This is a genomic window from Chroococcidiopsis cubana SAG 39.79 (assembly GCF_003991895.1).
In the GTDB taxonomy this organism is placed as follows: domain Bacteria; phylum Cyanobacteriota; class Cyanobacteriia; order Cyanobacteriales; family Chroococcidiopsidaceae; genus Chroococcidiopsis; species Chroococcidiopsis thermalis.
The window spans coordinates 48,658-65,101 of the sequence record NZ_RSCK01000034.1 but is presented as its reverse complement, the minus strand read 5'-3'; the positions used below and the strand labels follow the sequence as shown (position 1 = coordinate 65,101).

Genomic DNA, 16,444 nt, shown 5'->3' with positions numbered 1-16,444 from the left:
TTGTCACCCATCAGCAATACTTTACTTTTGACAAGGCATTTATGTATGGATAACCATACATCCTATTTAGGATTGCTATATGTCAATTCTTCTTTTTAAGAAAGTCGTGTTGAGTACAGCAAAAAGCTTTTTGTGCCGAGAACAAAAAAAGTTGCGATCGCAGTATATCTATTCCTTTTGATGAATATCATAGACTCAACTATTATTTTTTTGTACTTACCATAAAATAGCTCTATAGTAAGTATGAGTTTTTTGTACCCATAATTTGATAAATTTCCTAATCGTTGGGTCTGTTGTTTGATAAATTTTTTGCAAGTTAGTTTATTTTAAATTTGCAGATTTTCACGTCAAAACGAAATTAGGTCGTGCGACTACAAACGCAGCAAACATAGAGGTTTACTATGCTGATTTTTCCTGTTTTATCAGGTATAAATCAGCAAATAATTTTAATTGAGGTACGGTGATGACTCGAAAAAATGGATTTGTTGGACGGCGCAATTTGCTCAAATTGATGGGTGTAGGAGGAGCTAGTGTAGCTGCGACTACTGTTGTTAGTAGCTCGTGGGGCGCACAACCTGCTGTGGCACAACAAACAGACACTCAAGAAAAACCAAAGTCCGTTAGTCCAGATGATGCTCTCAAGAGATTAGTGGAGGGCAACCAACGGTTTATAAAAGAGAAGCGGCAGACTCCTAACCAATCGCGATTGCGCATACGAGAGGTTGCCGTAGCTCAATATCCTTTTGCTTCTATTTTGGGATGTGCTGATTCGCGAGTTCCAGCAGAAATTGTCTTCGATCAAGGACTAGGAGATTTGTTTGTAGTTCGGCTTGCTGGTAATGTTGTCAGTCCTACAGCTACAGGTAGCCTAGAATTTGCTACATCGGTGCTAGGTTCTCAACTGATTATAGTTTTAGGACATGAAAGATGTGGTGCAGTACAAGCAGCACTCAAAAGCGACCTACTTCCTGGTAGAATTGGCACTTTTGTTGAGGATATCAAACCAGCATTAAATGGGATAAAAGCTCAATCAAACGATCCAGTGAATGATGCTGTTGTGGCTAATATTCGGTATCAAGTTGACCTACTGCGGCAGAGTTCTTCAATACTATCTCAACTGATTCAAGATGGGAAATTAAAAATCGTAGGTGGTCGTTATGACCTAGATACTGGAGCAGTTACTCTAGTAACTTAAATTTTGGCGAGGGGCGATCGCCTACTGAATTTTTATCATACACTTCTACAGCGGCAGCGCTAGAGATGTTTATTCAGCAATGGCGATCGCTCTCAGTCACATCATTTATGGGAAATTTCCTGAAGGTCAAGATTTAACTGTATATTTGGCAACGATCGCTCTACGAATATTTGCTCTACAAATGTGAGAAAGCTGTTTACTATTCGTGAATTATTTAAGATAGCTGTAGAATAATATACTAAGTTTTAAATGTTGCTTTGAAATAGCTGTAATTACAACTAATCGCTGTTAACTTGAGTTAGATATTCTATATAACCAGGGGTATAACTCCTAACATTTATATTGTTACTATGTAGAAATATTAAAAAAAGCTTAAATTGCGTATACTGCGAAAATAATTATGATAGAAAATTACGCATTGCTATACATTAAAACTTTATGATTCATCCAGACACAGAGTTACGTCTTGTTAATGAAATTATTGGTTACGGTGTATTTGCTACTAAATTTATTCCTCAAGGAACGATAGTGTGGGTATTGGATGAATTAGATCAGCAATTCGACGAGGGATATATATTATCTCTAGACCGACTTCAACAAGAACACGTATTCAAATATTCTTTTCGAGGAAGAAACGGTAACTATATACTATGTTGGGACATTGGTAGATATATCAATCATAGTTTTTATGCCAACTGTATTTCTACAGCTTATGACTTTGAAATAGCTCCTAGAGACATTTATCCTGGTGAAGAATTAACCGATCACTATGCTTGTTTTAATTTAGACAAACCTTTTGAATGCCTTCCAGAGCCAGGTATCACCAAAACTAAAGTTATGCCTGATGATTTTTTATTACTATACCCAGAATGGGATAGACAAGTTGCTGAAGTCATGCCCTATTTCAATTGCGTCGAACAGCCATTAAGAAAGTTTATTTCAAGTAAATTTGTAGACAAAGTGAATGCCGTTGCTGCTGGAAAAGAACGGCTTGATTCCGTACTTGATACCTACTACGACCGTCAACATAGACTAATAACTGCATAGAATATATCCACTTCATTAAGTCATTGTTGTGTTTTCTATGCTACAAAAAAATCTCAAAATCCTACTTTACAGTAGTAATATTTGGTACTTAGGCGAAGGAATGTTTGCTCCGATTTTTGGTTTATTCACTCAAAAAGTTGGAGGTAATATTCTTGATATTAGCGGAATTTGGGCTACATATCTAGTTGCTACAGGAATTTTTACCATCCTAGTTGGAAGGTTATCAGATCGCAATATAAGCAAAGCCAAACTCATGATAATTGGCTATGCTTTAAATGCCATTTTCACATTTTGCTATCTATTCGTATCTTCTCAACTAAGTTTGTTTGTCGTTCAAATAGGGTTGGGCATAGCTTCTGCTTTAGCAACTCCTACCTGGAATGCTTTATATGCACAATATGAAGATCGAGGAAAGGCAGGGCAAATTTGGGGCTTGGCTGACGGACAATCAAAAGTCATGACTGGTCTTGCTGTAGTGCTTGGGGGAGTGATTGTTAATTGGTTGTCTTTCAATACTTTATTTATCACAATGGGAACGATTCAAGTTATTGCTACCTTGTATTCCATTCAACTGTTAAAGCAACAGGGACGTGCAGCAACAACTACTGATAAAAAGCATTTGCTAAGAAAACATCAAATAAATTCAAGCGATTGACAAAAGCAAAAGATGGTAAATTGCTAGATCGCTAAAAATCAAACCACACGCCATAAATTGCCCAAATTGCCATTGCTCGCAAATAATAGCTTGCCCGAAAAGTACCAACAGATGTAATTGCTTCTGGAGTACGGAATTGCAAACCATTTTCATAAATTTGATTGACAACTGTTTCTGTTAATTGCAGTGCCTCAGCTTTCATTTCCATTTGTAAGAGAAAAGCCGCCAATCCAAAATTAATTCCCGTCCATATTTCTAATGGATGGGTAGCATTAGGATTTTCAGGAGAACCATTCGGTTTTAAACCATTCGCTGCCCCAAATTTTCCCTGATGAAACTTCAAAAAGCAAGCATCGTATATAGTTTTGAGTGCAGATAAAGCACATTCTTGCGGTACAATGTCAGGTAGTTTTAATAAACGAGCGTAAAATTGTCCGCAGAGTTGATCTGCCATCACGACATCAGAACCGCTATTGCTATCCAAGCGATAATATTGTCCGTTCCAAAGTTTTTCTTGGTAGATAGGACGCGATCGCGATAACCAAGATTGATAAGTGTCGATCGTTTCTTGTAGAGACGTTACATGTAACGTCTCTACATGTAACGTCTCTACAGAATTGAGTAAAATTTTACCAATAGCGATCGCCGCTTCTAGAGCCGCCAACCACAATCCCCCACAATAAGCACTAACACCCTGCAACTTCCAATCATCAAAAGTTTGATCTGGCGCACCAGAATTTTCAGGAATTCCATCGCCATCCTTATCGAAAGTTTTCAAATAGTTGAGGGCTTGAACGATCGCCTCCCAACATGATGCTAAAAACTCTACATCAGTCGCACCTGTCAGTAAATAGTCTCGATATACCTGCAAAACAAAATCGCTGGGTAAATCCTTCCACAAATTGCAATCTTGATATGCCGTGTAATTTGTCTTTTCCCAAACGTGTTCGTTGGGTGCGCCTAAATCGTGAGGTGTTGCACCAGCAACTTTACGCGGCGCGAGGGGCATTTCTGCCCCGATGGTAAGGTAATATCCAATGAGGCGACGATGATTGTCACTAGCAGGAATAGCCCGTGCAAAAGCACGCATCACAGCCTTTTCTAACTCTGGAAATAAGATTAATAAAGCAAACGAACCGTAAAGCCGCACGTCAAGACTTTCATACCAGCGATAATCAATACATTCTAAAATGGCAAACTGACCGATCGGATCGCGCTCTGTCGCCGCACTCCACAGCGTCCCACCGCTGGTAAGATCGTAAAGTTCGTTAAACAATGCCATTTTGAACCAATCGGGCAGATCGGTTTTATCTAAAATTGGTTGCTGCCAAGCTTGAATTTGAGATTGCCAAGACTGGTATGCTTGTAAGGCTGTACGAGCGATCGCCCAAGCATTTTTACCCGTGCGATCGAAAAAATCTGTATAGCGACGATAATATTTGACCCCAGCAGCAAATTCCGTAACGGGAAAATCCCAAGTTAAGACAAAGGGAATCGTGCGAGTTTCTCCTGGTTGAAGTGTAAAACGAATGGCGATCGCACCTGCAATTTGTTCTCCCTCTATAGCTGGTGTCTCATCTTGTAGGTTAGGTAAAGTGCCAGATTCAGCAAAGCTTTTCCAGATATCTTCCCCCGTACCGACAGGATTCCAACGGGTGTGATGAAAGACTTCTATACCTGGCTGTTTTGCCGTAGCAATGCACCACTGCCCGTCCCCTTCCTCTACATCCTCACCGCTATCTCGCCCTAATATGCATCCCACATACTCGGATTCCACCAACCGATTAAAATTTCCCTGGCTTTCTCCCCAGCGCGATTTATATTCATACACTGGGCTACCATCATCTCTAATTTTTACTTCTGAAGATTTACTGGCATTAGTAAACCACCCCGTCATATTCTGCCAGGACAGCATAATACTCAGAGTTATGGGGGCATTAGTAGGATTATGGGCAGTCCAGACAAATACACCCACTGGATAGCTGCTTTCTTGATAGTTATTTGCCCAAATTGGCGAAAACTGTTCGCAGGTTAACTGAGATTGAAACACACCCTCATACACAAACCAGCTACGAGGATACAACGCATGATACGTGCCTGTATGGGCGTGTTGTTCGCCCCTAGATGGATACCACTGCCAATTCTGCAATCCATCTTCAGGTGCTTCCGTACACAAAGCGTAAGCCTGACGAGATGCACTCCGTTCAGACACGCTTTCAAACACGCTAAACTGACAAGCAGGCATCGGCTGAAAAATATGCTCGCCGCCGTCCACCTGCCACACGTTAAAATCACCCCTAGAAGATCGACCGATACAACCCGCACCAAAGCCCCCTAAAGGCATACCGTGCCAGGGACCATCATCTAAATTACTCGCGGTACGGACAGTATAGGGCTTATCCCAGCCCAGACCGATAGGGCGCTGCCAGGTACAGTTAGGAATGTTCATCATTAAGGTGCTGAATTGCATCCCATAGATTTTACTCTTGGATTTGGTAATTGGTCATTGGTAATCTAAGATCTTGCAGTTGTTGCAACGTCCTCCTGGGATTCAAATCCCAGTCTCATAGCTTAAGTCGGATAAATCCGACTGTAACTAGTTTTTAGTCTACTTCAGTAGACTTGTGCTATTAGCCCAGAAATTAATTTCTGGGCGGGTCTGGACACAAGTTGAGATTGCTACAAAATCTCAGTAATTGGTAATTGGTAGTTGTAAATTTTAACTTTTAACTTTTGACTTTTGACTTTTTACAATCCTGCATACCATTCATAGCCTTGGTCTTCCCAGTAGCCTTTGACGGGTAGGAGGCGATCGCTAAGGATGATGTTAGTGACCCATTTACTTTGCTTGTAACCTAATTTAATTGGCGAGGCGAGACGTAAAGGCGCACCGTTATCTATTGGTAAAGGTTGCCCGTTTTTCTGATATGCCATCAACGTTTGTGGGTGCAGACACGATGCTAAATCCCAGCTTTCGTAGTAGCCGTCAGCGGATTTAAAGTAAACGTATTTTGCCTCGGGTTTAGGTTGGGCAAGATTAATAATATCCCGCAATCGAACTCCACCCCACTGCACGATCGCCGCCCACCCTTCCACGCAGACGTGACGAATCACCATTGAGGCAAGGGGCATTTGCTGAATTTCTATCATGCTGAGGCTGAGGAATTTATTGACTGCACCATCGACAACCAGACGAAATTTGGTTGGATCGATTTTTGGAGTAAAGTTAAATGAGTTAACAATTAATGCTTCTGGTTCGATCTCGCTGACTGGAAATTCTGGTGCGAGTTTTTCAGGATTGAAAATTAAAGTTTCAACTTTTTGGTTCAATGGTTCGGAGACTTTACCGACTATATCTTCAAATAAAGGCGTGCCACATCCACCTAATAATAAACTGACGCTGGAAAGCCCAGAAAGTTTTAGAAAGTGACGACGTAATAGTCTTTGGCGAGGGATTTGAATCTGATTCATATTGTTATAGATAAGCTTACCAAAACATCGATTCCAAAAGGCGATCGCCACCGACTTTTCGTCCTAGTAAGGCGTGGATTGTGGCAAAGATAATCACGAGTGGGACGGTAGCGAAGTGAACGATTCGCAACGCTTGCCAATCGCCAAAACAATCGACAATCCAGTGAAATTGAGCGGGTTTGTACATACCCAAGCCGCTAAATATAGCAAGTAATAAAATGGGAACGATCGCCGTATAAGCGATCCGATGCCATGCATAAGCACGACGCTTTTGGTTTTGACTCAATTTCAGTGCTTTGATGTCTTTGTCGCTGACAAATCGATGTTTCCAACGACGGGAAACGAGGATATAAATTCCATAAAACACCAAGTTGAGCGAAAACAGCCACATTGCAGCAAAATGCCAGTGTCTACCACCAGCCAGCCACCCTCCAAGGGTAAAAATTGGCGGAATATGCCAACCTGCACGTCCGCCAAATACGGGGTTAGCATTGTAGATTTGCAGTCCGCTGGTCAGCATAATGAATAAACTAACAATATTTACCCAATGAAAAATTTTGGCTGCAATATCTTGCCTGGGAAGTCGAGACAGAGATTTCATATCAGTTATCAGTTATCAGTTATCAGTGACATCTCGATCGCACACCACGCACCACTCAATTACCAATTACCAACTACCAACCACCAACTACCAACCACCAACTACCAAAATTATGACCCTTCATCTACCAACAGATTTTATTAGCTCAGGTTGCGTTGCTGATGATTCACCTGTCAGTTATTGGTATGAAGGTTATTGTCCTCAGACGGGTAAATTATTGACACTACCCCGCACCCCTTTTGTAGAAGCGATCGCAATTGGGTTGATGCAACAGCTTGCTACTGAGGCGCGGTATTCCCATGAGGGGAAAATGTATGGCGTGTTGCTCGTCGAGACTGCTGCTGGGGAACAGCGAGTGCTGAAAGCATTTTCTGGGCTTTTGCATGGTTGTAGCACGGTTGCAGGTTGGGTGGGAGCGATCGAGGGCAAAGAGCTGGCTTTAGAAGAAGCCCGTACCCTGGATATGTTAGCAGCAATGAAACAAGAGCTAATTGCTTTGCAACAAATACCGGAACGGCAAAAGTATGCAACGTTAGTGCAGGATTTTGAAACGCGCTGGCAGCAACTTACAATCCTACATCGCGATCGCAAGCAACAGCGACAATTTCAGCGCCAGGTATTTCAAGATACCCTCGCAGGCGTTGCTTTAGTAGAGGCATTAGCGCAACTGGACGAACAAAGTCGTCAGGATGGGATCGATCGCAAGCTGTTTAAGCGTCAACGAGATTGTCTGTTACAACCGCTCCAACAGGCGATCGAGCAAGCAGATAAGAGAATGTACGAGTTGAAACAACAGCGGAAAAGTTTATCGAGGCAGCTGCAAGCACTGATGCACGCTAGCTATAGGTTGAGCAATTTCGCAGGGGAGTCTCTACCACTACAGCAGTTGATGGCGGGTTCGCTACCTACTGGAACTGGGGCTTGTTGTGCGCCAAAGTTGTTGCATTATGCGGCAACTCATAACTTGAAGCCACTGGCAATGGCGGAGTTTTGGTGGGGATCGCCTTCGACTAATGGCGAAAAAGTTCAGGGAGAGTTCTATGGAGCCTGTACGGAACGCTGTCAGCCGTTGATGGGGTTTTTATTGTCAGGTTTACAGCAGAGATCCCCCCAACCCCCCTTACAAAGGGGGGCAATGAGATCTTCCCAACCCCCCTTAATAAGAGGGGCAATCCGATCCCCCCAACCCCCCTTAATAAAGGGGGCTAAGAACGATTTTGTTTTCCCCTTTTTAAGGGGGATTAAGGGGGATCTCCAAGATCTATGCATCCAAACCAAGACATCTATTCTTTATGAAAAGGATGGCTTTGTTTCCCCCTTTTTAAGGGGGACTAAGGGGGATCTCCAAGATCTATGCATCCAAACCAAGACATCTATTCTTTATGAAGATGAATGGCTGATTGCCGTGAATAAACCGCCAGGACTGCTCTCCGTTCCCGGTCGTTGTAGCGATCGCTATGATAGCGTCGTGTCTCGTTTACGTCACTTACTGCCCGATGGCATGGCGATCGCAGCTTCACATCGCCTCGATCTAGAAACATCGGGTATTTTGCTACTGACTCGCGATCGTGCCTCTTATCGTCATCTGAGCCAGCAATTTCAACAGCGGCGAGTGCGTAAAGTTTATGAAGCGGTACTTGCCGGATGCGTGACGCAAGAAAGCGGTACGATTCAACTGCCACTTTGGGGAGATCCCTGCGATCGCCCTTATCAGAAAATTGATGCACGGGGAAAACCTAGCTTAACGGAATTCCAAGTCATAGCAAGATCGAAGGATTCGACTCGGATTCAGTTCCTCCCTCTAACAGGACGAACGCATCAGCTTAGGGTTCATGCTGCCGATCCTAGAGGTTTAGGAATACCCATTTTGGGCGATCGATTGTACGGTTGTCGCACCGAAGTAGAGCGTCTACACTTACACGCGAGAGAACTTTGTTTCGAGCATCCCCACTTAGGGAAAAGTATTTCTCTACAGGTAAAAACTCCATTTTGACAGTTATCGTATGATTCGACCAATCGCACCCGATGACACGACCCCACTGATTGCCCTAGCCGACGCGACCGGACTGTTCGAGCCGAACCAACTTGAGGAGCTTGGCGAAATACTGTCCGATTACTTTGGCAATAACAGTAACAGCGATCGCTTCTGGATTGTTGACGACGATAATGGATTAGTGGGGATTGCCTACTGCGAGATGGAACGGATGACTGATGGGACGTGGAACCTGCAATTGATTGCCATCCGACCCGACTGCCAAGGACAAGGACGTGGTACGAACCTGCTACAGTATGTTGAACAAATGTTGACGGCAAGTGGCGGGCGCGTACTATTGGTAGAAACGTCAGGACTGCCGGACTTCGAGCGCACGCGAGCATTCTATCGCAAGTGCGGTTATGGCGAAGAAGCGCGAATCCGTGACTTTTACAAAACGGGCGATGACAAGATCGTTTATCGCAAAGCATTATCCACTCAGAGGTAATCAGCTAGCGCAGTAGTTTCCCTCACTTCTGACTCTTCACCCTGCTAAATCCTAATATGACTGCAAGTCCGATCGCTGCTACTACAGCGGTTGTTGAAATGACAGGATTATTTAAAGATAAATGACGAACTGCGATCGCCACATACGCCCAAACAAATACCAGCGTAAAGGCGATATCTGCCCGTTGAAGGGCAACTACAGAGGCGATCGCTGCACCAATAAGTAGCATAATGACAGTCCATCCTAGAGAGCTTATGCCCCAACCATCCCAATTAGAAATATACAGAGCAGAGGCAATATTAACAATCGTTGCTACAGAGATCCAACCTAAATAAATACTAAATGGTACGTGTACCAGCCATTTGAATTCTCGCGATACTCGTTTGCCAATTTCTAATTGCAAGTAAGCTCCAATTAAGGAAATTAGAATTGCTAGCATTGCTATTACTGAAAGCCAAAATAGCTGTAGCGTGAAGAGATATACCCAAGCAATTTGAGCTAGACAAGCAATAATTAGTAAGACATCAACTCGATGCAGAGTTGAATTTTGGCGCTGTGCTGGAAGAAACTGATAAACGCCATAGGCAATTAATCCGAGATAAATTAATCCCCAAATAGCAAAGGCATAATTTGCTGGCGTAATTTGCACGCCTTGAAGGATGGTATTGGCAATTTCACCAATATTTAATCCTCGAACTGGAAAGAAATTTGACAAGACGTTAACGCTGAGAGTCGCCAAGATAGCAAATAGTGTTGCCAAAGGCAGTACAATTTCTTTACCAGAACCTTGTGTGGATGCTTTCATAAATTTTTTCTCAAGCTGCGATCGCAGATGCACGCTCTTATATTGGCTCTCTTATACTGACTTTATATTTGGAAAAGATTGCCCCTCTACGGTTGGATCGCTCGATCCTGCTACGGGTTGAATATCGTAGTGCGTGCTATTAGCTGCTATGTTAGCCACGATTTCTGCAACTACATCTGGTTGGGCAGATGAGACAAGCGTAGAAGGATAAACTGCTTTTCCCCAAGTTGGATGGACGATCGCGGCACACTGACCGCTACGATCGATTGTATAGCCCAGGGTAGCGCCGACAACTTTCACATCGCTCAACCGCACTTGACCGGGAGGAGAAGTCATAGGGAAACCAGTGCGCGGGTCGAACATATCTGCTAAGTATCCCATTGTTCCCAGTTGGGCAATGATTTGGCTGCCAAATTCTAGAAATTGTTGCCGAAATTCGTTCTTATAGATTTCTGTCTCAACTGTCCGTTCCAAGAAAGCAAATTGACACAGTTGTAAAACTACAACCACAGATAAAACTGGCAACGACCAACTCGGTAAAAGCCGATTTAAATGAGTGCGAATGAATCTAGGAGCTGGGTGAACTGAGTATTGCAGCATTTAATCAATTAATATGCTTGCTGAATATCTTCTAGAGCTTTTTGTAAATCTGGTGCGTGCAACCAACCAACAAAGCCTGCATACAAACATTCTCCGGTAGGAGAGGCAACAAAGACACAATCAATCCCAAATAAGTTCTTGCAAGTGCGAATAGTAGCACCATTTGGCAGTGCGATCGCAATTTGGGCTTTACTAAAATCGCGGCGATGACCGTCTGTCATGCCTGGTACTGCCTGCAACCGTTGTACGATATCGTCATAGACGATCGCCTCACCGACATTAGCATCCATCCAAAAGTCTTGAATGATGGTGGCAACCGTAGGATAATTTCGCAAAACGGCATGAGCTAGTCCTGGCAAGCAGATAAACCGAGCATTTTGAAACTTTGTCGATTCTACTGGAACCGTGCCATCGCTACCACCATCAATATCGCCAGCAATAACTAATGTGGGAATTATAGAGGCGATCGCGGCTGCAATTGGCTTACGATTTTTTCCCAGATCGCCAGCAATCCCAATTCCCCAATTTAAAGGATCGATCGCCCGTGCCACATCTGCACCACCGACTGGCGATGCAATCAAAACCAACGAGTGAATACTAGACCACCACTCAGGATGCTTATGCAATACCTCTAACCAGATCAAACCACCCATCGAATGACCGATAATCTTCAGCGGTACGTCTGGATATTTGGCAATCTGTTCGCTAGCCAGCTTTTCCACTGCCTGAATCAAAGGCTCAATTCTCACCCAAGTTTGAACGTAACCCAGACTCGGCGCAAACACTGGAATTGTATCTGTGACCAACCGACGCGCCAGTAGCATCATGGCACGGTTATCATCTGCCCAGCCGTGCTGCACGAATAAAAGAAATGCCGGATCTACCAATCAGTCATACTCCCACACTACCCAAGGCTTGCTGAATAATTACAGCCTCCATCTCTGCTAGTTTAGCTCCCGCGATCGCGAGATTGTAGGGAAAAGGACGGGGACGAGGAATATAATCTCGCGGTTGCGTCGGACGATGGCGCAGAACGGCGTTAACGATCGTGCATGGTTCGGAATCTAGATTTATTGCACCGTGTAGCACGCCTGGGGGAATTTTAACAACTTGAGGCAGGCGATCGCTCAATGGAGTGTAGCGATACTGCTTATTTTCTAAAGTCACGAGGGCTAAACGCCCTCTAACAACTAAAATCTGGTCTGTCTGAGATTTGTGAACGAAGAGATCGTCAATCGTGTGCGGCGGAATCTGTACCAACATTGTCTCGTGGCTGGACTGGGGAGTATAAAACTGAGCCATTCCCCCTTGAATTGAAGCTAGCGGATAGATCTCAATACCCCGATGAGCAGCCATACCAAACCCGTTTAGACTAAGTGGTTCGCTCCTAATCTAACCCAGTTTTCTGTAAAAAAGTGTTGCGCTAGCAACAGAATGTAACCAAATGTGGTAAGGAATTGTAGAGACGTTACGTGTAACGTCTCTACAATTCTCCCGAATCCTGTACGGGCGGGTTTTGAACCAAGATCGATCGCCTCATCTGTCAAACTTTCGCTCAACCCGCCCCTACAAATCCCGAATCCCGATTAACTTAAAGAAAACGTCAAACTACCGGGTTGGGCGGGATCGCCTTGCATTGCCACCCCTCTCCGATTTGCTTGCAGATGGCGCAGAATTTTATAAATTGCCTCAATTTGGTCTGTGGCTGCGGCTTTCTCGGCAATTTGTGCCAGAGATAAAGGAGTTTTAGCCTCTTGCAGGACTTGCAAGACTTGTTTTTGCAAATCTAACACCACGGCGGCTGCTTTTTTCCCTGCTTCCACGCCTGGTTGGTGGTAGGCGTTAATATTGACTAGCGAACCATAAAAACCTACAGCTCGTTCGTAAAGGGCAATTAATGCGCCTACTGTGTGGGGGTTGACTTGGGGAATGGTAATGGTAATGGAATCGCGCTGTTTTTCATACAAGGCTTGGCGAGTTCCTTGGAGGAAGCCAGAGAGATAATCTCCAGCAGTTGCGCCTGGATCGATGTCTGGTGAGGAACCCGAACGGTCTTCCAAGACTTCGATAAAGGTAGCAAAGAAGTTAGGTACGCCTTCGCGCAATTGCTGGACGTAGGCATGTTGGTCGGTCGAACCTTTATTACCATAGACAGCGATTCCTTGGTGGACGATGTTACCGTCGAGGTCTTTTTCTTTACCCAGAGATTCCATCACCAATTGCTGCAAGTAACGGGAAAATAGTAAGAGGCTGTCTTTATAGGGCAGCACCACCATATCTTTTTCACCGCGTCCGTTCCCAGAGTAATACCAACCGAGGGCAAGCAAAGCGGCGGGATTGGTTTTGAGATCGGCAACGCGGGTTGCTACATCCATTTCTTTTGCGCCAGCCAGCATCGCGCGGATGTCGATCCCCTGCAAAGCGGCTGGTAGCAAGCCGACGGCGGACAGTTCTGAAGTGCGTCCCCCCACCCAGTCAAACATGGGGAAAGTGGCTAGCCAGCCTTCTGATTTTGCTTGCCGATCGAGTTTGCTATCGGGAGTCGTGATGGCGATCGCGTGTTTGGTAAAGTCTAAATTGTGACCTGCATAGGCTGCTTTGAGTTCAATCGTGCCGTTACGCGGTTCTGGCGTGCCTCCAGATTTGGAAATGACGATAACTAAAGTGCTGGTGAGACGATTTCTCACCCGCGTTAACACGCGATCGATCCCCGCCGGATCGGTGTTATCAATGAAGTGAATCGCCAGGGGAGGAAAATCAGGAGCTAAAGCTTCAGCGACAAATTCGGGACCGAGTGCCGAGCCGCCAATACCAATAGAGATAATATCAGTGTAGCGGGGTGCTTGGGGTGGATGAATTGCTCCGCTATGAATTTTTCGGGCAAAGGTTTCAATTTGGTCTACAGATTCAACAATCTCTTGTTTAATTTCTGGAGTTGGAGCCAGATCGGGATCGCGCAGCCAGTAATGTCCTACCATCCGATTTTCGTCAGGATTGGCGATCGCTCCCCCTTCTAAAGCCGCCATATCTTGAAATGCTTTCTCTAACTTGGGCTGCAACCCCTCTACAAATGCATCGTCAAAGCGCATCCGACTGATATCTACGTAAAATCCGAGTCCGGCGTGATAATAGAGCCAGTCTTGATAGCGTTGCCAAAGTGCCGCAGCATCCATAACAATTCTCTACTTACTGTTTGCGCTGATAACAAGTCTTAGTTTAAAGGAAGCTGTTGCTTGCGTTTTGCAGTCTTATATAGTTTTTAGTGTTGACTAGAGGACGGGCTTGCTGTGTATCCCTTTAGTTTGATTTCTCGTAGCTGTTGCAGAAAACAGTCTCGGTGAGATAAAGATGCGATCGCTACTGACTTCTATCCTTGTTGGGTTAAAATCTTTTAGCACAAAAGCATACATTCCCTAGTGTGGCGACGGGTTTAGCAACGCTTATGTTAGATTTAAACGCCCTGATGAACGATCCAACAATTATCGGTTGGGTTGCCTATATCTTGTTTCTGACAGTTTCTACAGCAATTTTTGCCCTGTTCAGCTTGGGGTTAAACTTGCAGTGGGGTTTAACGGGGTTAATTAACTTTGGTCTGGTTGCTTTCATGACTTTGGGAGCATACACGACTGTATTGTTAAGCATGTATGGCGTACCCTTAATCGTAGCAACGCTAGCTGGAGCTTTAGTAGCCGCTCTCTTAGGATGGTTAATTGGTTTATCAACACTAAGGTTGCGGGAAGACTACTTAGCAATTGTCACGATTGGGGTATCGGAACTCATTCGCTTGGTGGTCAACAATCAAGATTTACCAACTCCTAATACTCCCACACCTGGGGCTTTTGGATTGCAGGGATATCCTCTACCCTTAACAGATTTTAACCCCGACACGGTGATGAAATGGATAATGGTAGGGCTACTCACATTAGTTGTGGTTGCGTGTTACTGGAAACTTTGGAAATGGGCGATCGGAAGTCAAAAGTCAAAAGTTAAAAGTCAAAAGTCGTTTGTGACTCGTTATTTACCACTAGTCTTTCGGGCAATTGTCGGCATAGTGGCGACGCTGTTGATTTTTGTCCCCTATGCGGCGGGAGCTATTGGACTATACAACTTCACCAACTACGAAAAATCGGGATTGATGCTGATCTCGGTGTTGGTGCTAGCTTTTGTCGTATGGCGGTTAGAAGTGCTAGCGCGATCGCCCTGGGGAAGGGTATTAAAAGCAATTCGCGAAGATGAGGAAGTTGCCCGCGCTTTAGGAAAAAACGTCTTTTGGTATAAATTGCAAGCTTTAATGTTAGGCGGGGCGATCGCTGGGATTTCTGGTGCTTTGTATGCATGGCAGCAAACTTCAATTTATCCGAACGATTTCCAGCCGCAGACAACTTTCGATGCTTGGATTATGGTGATCTTAGGTGGTGCGGGTAACAATTTCGGTACGATCCTCGGCGCAGTTGTTTTCTTTGCTTACGACAGCGCCACCCGTTTTATCTTGCCCAAAATCGTACCCCTCGATGACGTGCGCCTGAGTGCGTTTCGGATTATGGTTATCGGCTTACTACTGATGATACTGATGATTTGGCGACCGCAAGGAATATTAGGTAAGAAAGAAGAATTGACACTTGGAAAGTAGTCATTGGTCATTTGTCATTTGTCATTTGTCTAAGACCAACCAACAACCCATTACCCATTACCCATTACCCATTACCCATTACCAATCATTATCAATGGAATCCAAAGATCTACAATCCCAACCAATGCCACTATTATCAGCTAGCGGTCTTACCAAAAGTTTTGGCGGGATTAAGGCTGTGGATAATGCCGATTTAGAAGTAGCGAAAGGAAGTATTACGGGGTTAATTGGTCCCAATGGTGCGGGTAAGACAACTTTATTCAACTTACTGTCAAATTTTATTCGTCCCGATCGCGGCTGGGTAATTTTTGACGGTGCGCCAGTCCAGCAATTGAGAACCTATCAAATTGCCTTACAGGGTATGGTACGCACATTTCAAGTCGCACGGACGCTTTCGCGGCTGACAGTACTAGAAAACATGATGCTAGGGGCGCAAAAGCAAGACGGAGAGAACTTTTGGCGGCTGCAATTTCAACCTTGGGCGATCGCCAAAGAACAGCAAATCCTGCGAGAACAAGCGATGGCTCTGCTAGAATCGGTGGGCTTGGCGCATATGGCGCACGAGTATGCGGGGGCGCTATCGGGAGGACAGCGCAAGTTATTGGAAATGGCAAGGGCGTTAATGACGCAACCCAAGTTAATTTTGTTAGACGAACCTGCGGCGGGGGTAAATCCCAAGTTGATCGAACAAATTTGCGATCGCATTTTAACTTGGAACCGCGAAGGTATGACATTTTTGATTATCGAACACAATATGGATGTGATTATGTCCCTGTGCGATCGCGTTTGGGTGATGGCAGAGGGGCGTAACTTAGCTCATGGTAGCCCAGAGGAAATGCAACAACATCCTCAAGTGCTAGAGGCATATTTAGGAAAATAATCCAATACTGTTGTCAAAGATGTGTATCGCTTCAAACAATCTCTATCTTAGGGAGTATTCCCATGAAACATTGAGATTTG

Annotated in this window: 16 protein-coding genes; 7 read left to right on the top strand and 9 right to left on the bottom strand. The window is 44.5% G+C overall.

Annotated features, from left to right (window positions below):
- The first annotated feature begins 463 nt into the window (after window positions 1-463).
- The 3 genes from DSM107010_RS19660 (at window position 464) to DSM107010_RS19650 (ending at window position 2,897) form a co-directional block, all read left to right on the top strand.
- Window positions 464-1,195, top strand: a complete 732-nt coding sequence (locus DSM107010_RS19660) for a carbonic anhydrase (protein ID WP_106171201.1) — start codon at window positions 464-466, stop codon at window positions 1,193-1,195.
- Between the two features lie 438 nt (window positions 1,196-1,633).
- Complete coding sequence (locus DSM107010_RS19655) at window positions 1,634-2,242, top strand: SET domain-containing protein (protein ID WP_106171203.1); 609 nt, start codon at window positions 1,634-1,636, stop codon at window positions 2,240-2,242.
- Between the two features lie 37 nt (window positions 2,243-2,279).
- On the top strand, window positions 2,280-2,897 hold the full coding sequence (locus DSM107010_RS19650; RefSeq protein WP_106171205.1) for an MFS transporter: 618 nt from the start codon (window positions 2,280-2,282) through the stop codon (window positions 2,895-2,897).
- A 31-nt stretch (window positions 2,898-2,928) separates the two neighbouring features.
- Here the strand turns inward: DSM107010_RS19650 and DSM107010_RS19645 are convergent, their stop codons facing one another.
- The 3 genes from DSM107010_RS19645 to DSM107010_RS19635 form a co-directional block, all read right to left on the bottom strand.
- Window positions 2,929-5,349: a GH116 family glycosyl hydrolase gene (locus DSM107010_RS19645; RefSeq protein WP_127023678.1), complete on the bottom strand. Its 2,421-nt coding sequence runs from the start codon at window positions 5,347-5,349 to the stop codon at window positions 2,929-2,931.
- A 296-nt stretch (window positions 5,350-5,645) separates the two neighbouring features.
- The gene (locus tag DSM107010_RS19640; protein WP_015156922.1) at window positions 5,646-6,368 is read right to left on the bottom strand and encodes a molybdopterin-dependent oxidoreductase; all 723 of its coding nucleotides are present in this window, start codon (window positions 6,366-6,368) and stop codon (window positions 5,646-5,648) included.
- Between the two features lie 16 nt (window positions 6,369-6,384).
- Window positions 6,385-6,969, bottom strand: coding sequence for a cytochrome b/b6 domain-containing protein (locus tag DSM107010_RS19635; RefSeq protein ID WP_181246433.1), 585 nt, complete (start codon window positions 6,967-6,969; stop codon window positions 6,385-6,387).
- Window positions 6,970-7,078: 109 nt separating this feature from the next.
- On the opposite strand from DSM107010_RS19635, the gene DSM107010_RS19630 reads away from it, so the two are divergent.
- Window positions 7,079-8,962, top strand: a complete 1,884-nt coding sequence (locus DSM107010_RS19630; RefSeq protein ID WP_127023675.1) for an RluA family pseudouridine synthase — start codon at window positions 7,079-7,081, stop codon at window positions 8,960-8,962.
- Window positions 8,963-8,972: 10 nt separating this feature from the next.
- Complete coding sequence (locus DSM107010_RS19625) at window positions 8,973-9,449, top strand: GNAT family N-acetyltransferase (RefSeq protein ID WP_106166192.1); 477 nt, start codon at window positions 8,973-8,975, stop codon at window positions 9,447-9,449.
- 22 nt (window positions 9,450-9,471) lie between these two features.
- Here the strand turns inward: DSM107010_RS19625 and DSM107010_RS19620 are convergent, their stop codons facing one another.
- Genes DSM107010_RS19620 through DSM107010_RS19595 form a run of 6 tightly spaced genes read right to left on the bottom strand, consistent with a single transcriptional unit; the run spans window position 9,472 to window position 14,027 of the window.
- On the bottom strand, window positions 9,472-10,254 hold the full coding sequence (locus DSM107010_RS19620; protein WP_106166193.1) for a tryptophan-rich sensory protein: 783 nt from the start codon (window positions 10,252-10,254) through the stop codon (window positions 9,472-9,474).
- Between the two features lie 51 nt (window positions 10,255-10,305).
- The gene (locus DSM107010_RS19615) at window positions 10,306-10,854 is read right to left on the bottom strand and encodes a methylmalonic aciduria and homocystinuria type D protein (RefSeq protein WP_015156918.1); all 549 of its coding nucleotides are present in this window, start codon (window positions 10,852-10,854) and stop codon (window positions 10,306-10,308) included.
- An 8-nt stretch (window positions 10,855-10,862) separates the two neighbouring features.
- Window positions 10,863-11,741, bottom strand: a complete 879-nt coding sequence (locus tag DSM107010_RS19610; protein ID WP_106166194.1) for an alpha/beta hydrolase — start codon at window positions 11,739-11,741, stop codon at window positions 10,863-10,865.
- A gap of 4 nt (window positions 11,742-11,745) precedes the next feature.
- The gene (locus DSM107010_RS19605) at window positions 11,746-12,210 is read right to left on the bottom strand and encodes a cupin domain-containing protein (RefSeq protein WP_015156916.1); all 465 of its coding nucleotides are present in this window, start codon (window positions 12,208-12,210) and stop codon (window positions 11,746-11,748) included.
- A gap of 11 nt (window positions 12,211-12,221) precedes the next feature.
- On the bottom strand, window positions 12,222-12,413 hold the full coding sequence (locus DSM107010_RS19600) for a hypothetical protein (RefSeq protein WP_127023672.1): 192 nt from the start codon (window positions 12,411-12,413) through the stop codon (window positions 12,222-12,224).
- Window positions 12,414-12,440: 27 nt separating this feature from the next.
- A complete protein-coding gene (locus DSM107010_RS19595; RefSeq protein WP_106166195.1) occupies window positions 12,441-14,027 on the bottom strand; it encodes a glucose-6-phosphate isomerase in 1,587 nt (528 codons plus the stop codon).
- A 269-nt stretch (window positions 14,028-14,296) separates the two neighbouring features.
- Between DSM107010_RS19595 and DSM107010_RS19590 the strand changes: the two genes are divergently transcribed.
- Entirely contained in the window at window positions 14,297-15,484 is a 1,188-nt protein-coding gene (locus tag DSM107010_RS19590) for a branched-chain amino acid ABC transporter permease (RefSeq protein WP_015156914.1), read from the top strand.
- 94 nt (window positions 15,485-15,578) lie between these two features.
- On the top strand, window positions 15,579-16,364 hold the full coding sequence (locus tag DSM107010_RS19585; protein WP_015156913.1) for an ABC transporter ATP-binding protein: 786 nt from the start codon (window positions 15,579-15,581) through the stop codon (window positions 16,362-16,364).
- Window positions 16,365-16,444: the final 80 nt, after the last annotated feature.